3 protein-coding genes are annotated in these 2,917 nt (G+C 47.8%); 1 reads left to right on the forward strand and 2 read right to left on the reverse strand.

Features of this window, described 5'->3' with window-relative positions; translation table 11 throughout:
- Both FN633_RS10555 and FN633_RS10560 read right to left on the reverse strand, forming a co-directional pair.
- Positions 1-279 (reverse strand): anti-adapter protein iraM (locus FN633_RS10555; protein ID WP_154058904.1); only part of this gene is annotated, 279 nt, incomplete at its 3' end.
- A gap of 458 nt (positions 280-737) precedes the next feature.
- Positions 738-1,619, reverse strand: coding sequence for a LysR family transcriptional regulator (locus FN633_RS10560; protein ID WP_154057675.1), 882 nt, complete (start codon positions 1,617-1,619; stop codon positions 738-740).
- 164 nt (positions 1,620-1,783) lie between these two features.
- Between FN633_RS10560 and FN633_RS10565 the strand changes: the two genes are divergently transcribed.
- A complete protein-coding gene (locus tag FN633_RS10565) occupies positions 1,784-2,881 on the forward strand; it encodes an oxidoreductase (protein WP_154057676.1) in 1,098 nt (365 codons plus the stop codon).
- Positions 2,882-2,917: the final 36 nt, after the last annotated feature.

Here is a 2,917-nt window from a genome sequence, read left to right on the forward strand (position 1 = left end):
GGGGCCATTAAAAATGGGTGAATTTCCAGGGCAACAAGTTGTTTTGATAAAATTGGACCATAGTTCAGCGCTAAAAGGGAAAGCATGAATGATATTGATTTTCTTGAGACGACCATTGATTGCAAAACCGATATTACTTGTTGAAATGCAGTGTCCAGTTCGTAAAAAGAAATCACTCTTATACCACAATATCAATTTTAAGTTCCGGGATGAGGATACTGCGGCAAAGAAGGTCCCAGTCCCAGGGCTGGCCAGCGAGTCGATGATTTTCCATTCCATGTTTTCTCCTTTTGACAACACTGAATCGCAATAATAAAAAAAGCTTACAGCTGCAAAAACAATAGTCACTGCATGTGACTAAAAATGTAGCAGTTTGAGTTAGGGTGTCAATGATTTTTGTTATACCTTAAGTTTCTTTGAAAAAATATCCTTAATTTATAGTACTTTACAAAGTGATGTGGTTTCTTTTGATATAGAACAATTTAGGGCAGGAATATAATGCGGAGTGAACTTTGATGTGCGCTGCGCTTGTATCTGCAGGCATCATCTCAGTCTGAACGTCAGGTCTGATAGCGCTGCGGAAAATGTTTTTGAATAGGTAAGAAATGGATTAAAAAATGTGCAATTTGGATGGCTGTTTACGTAGATAACTAATATCGTTTACATGATCAGCGCAACAGTCACGTCAGGCAATAATGTCTCAAGGAAATTATCCTGTTGGCGTGGTTGCCGGGCATTTAATTTGTTGAGATGAGGGATGATTTTAATTTCTCAATAAAAGCGCTAACCCTAAGGGGAAGATAACGGGTTGAGGGTAGCACTGCCCAAATTGACAATGCCTGAGGCTCTGCGTCAGCTAATGCAATCTCGACCAGCGCGCCCTCCTGGATCTCTTTCCTGACATCCCAGCGGGTGAGTTGGGCAATGCCCAACCCCTGAACACACAGTTCTCTTACCCCTTCAACGTTGTCTGAACTGAAACGCCCCTCAACGCTGACTCTGATAATTTCACCGTCACGCTCGAAAATCCATTGCGGCACGCTGCTGAGCCTCAGGCAATGATGCGTTGTTAAATCCTCAACGAACCGAGGTGTACCCTTGCCGTGGAGATAGTCAGGGGAAGCACAAATAACGCGAGGGTTGTCAGTAATTTTGCGGGCTATTAGGGTAGAGTCCTTTAACGGGGCGATACGAATAGCCACGTCGATTCCTCTCCCGACGATATCCACCACATCTTCGCTTAGCTGAAGGTCAATATTGAGCTTAGGATTATCAGCCAGCAGCTCAGGCACCAGAGGCAGAATATTACGACGCCCAAATCCTGAAGGAGCCGTTATTCTCAATAAACCTGCTGCGCCCTGCGTTGAAGGCGAGAACAGTGACCTGGCCCCGGTCTCTGCGTCGATTAAAGCCCGAGCATAAGGCAGGAACTCCATGCCTTCCTGAGTAAGCGATACTGAACGCGTGGTTCTTTGCACAAGACGTACACCAAGCTCATGCTCCAGCGAGGCCAGGCGTCTTGAAACGGCCATTGCTGAAATATTCTGACGTTTCGCCGCCTGAGTCAGGCTGCGCGTTTCGGTTATGACCAAAAAGAGGGATACATCTTGCAAATTCATAGCGACTCCGGTAGCTGAATCATTACGTCAGTCAGCTATCATCCAAAAAAAGAGGCGTTAATTATAACGATATTCGTTATACAGCCTTATCACTATGGGCTGTTTATAGCGAAAACGACAATGATTATATTGTGTTCACGATTCAAACTTAGCAGGAAGAACACATGAATACATTATCGCTTTTCACCCCCGCTTATATTGGCAAGGTCGCTTTGAAAAACCGTCTGGTGGTAGCGCCAATGACCCGCGTCACCGCCTCTGAAGAGGGCATAGCCAGCGATCGCATGAAAGCCTACTACGCAGATTTTGCCCGGGGTGGTTTTGGTCTGGTGATATCGGAAGGTATCTATATCGACCGCGCATGGTCACAAACCTATGCTTTTCAGGCCGGCTTAACCAGTGCGGAGCAGGTTGCCGGTTGGCGGAAAATCACTGATGCGGTACACCTGCACAATGGCCGTATATTTGCGCAAATCCAGCATTCAGGGGCGCTCTCCCAAGGTAACCACTTTTTGGCGGGAACCGTTGCACCCAGTGCCGTTCGCCCCGTCGGTGAGCAGATGACATTTTATCGTGGAGAAGGGCAATATCCTCTTCCCCGCGAACTCAGCGAAAGCGAAATTCAGGACATTATCAGCAGCTTTGGCGATGCCGCGTCGTATGCTGTTTTTGACGCGGGCTTTGATGGTGTGGAGATCCACGGTGCAAATGGATATCTTCTCGATCAGTTCTTTACGGATTATACCAATCTGAGAACTGACCGCTGGGGTGGCGATATCGCCAGCCGTCTTCAACTGAGCCTTAACGTCATTCGGGCCGTTAGGCAGCGTGTAGGTCAGGCTATCCCGGTGGGTATTCGTATCTCTCAGGGCAAGGTGAATGACTTCTTCCATAAATGGGCGAACGGTGAAGACGATGCCCGAATTGTATTTACGCTGCTTGCAGGATCCGGTATCGATTATCTGCACCTAACTGAATTTGAGGCGTGGCAGCCAGCTTTCCCTGATAACCCGCTGTCACTGGTTGAGCTGGCACGTAAGTACGCCCCCCAGCTTACTATTATGGCCAACGGAAGCCTGCATAATGAATCACGGGCACAACAGGTGATGCAGATGGGGGCCGATTTTATTGCCCTTGGCCGTGGCGCGCTGGCGAATCACGACTGGCCTGAACGCGTGGCCGCTGGCGAAGAGATCCGTGAGTTTGACAGCGCCATTCTTGGGCCCATCGCCAATATTAAAGATGCCGAACTTCCTGCCTGATTGTAAGTAAAAACCAAAACAGACCGAAAAAATCAA

The organism is Pseudescherichia vulneris, from assembly GCF_902164725.1.
Lineage (GTDB): Bacteria > Pseudomonadota > Gammaproteobacteria > Enterobacterales > Enterobacteriaceae > Pseudescherichia > Pseudescherichia vulneris.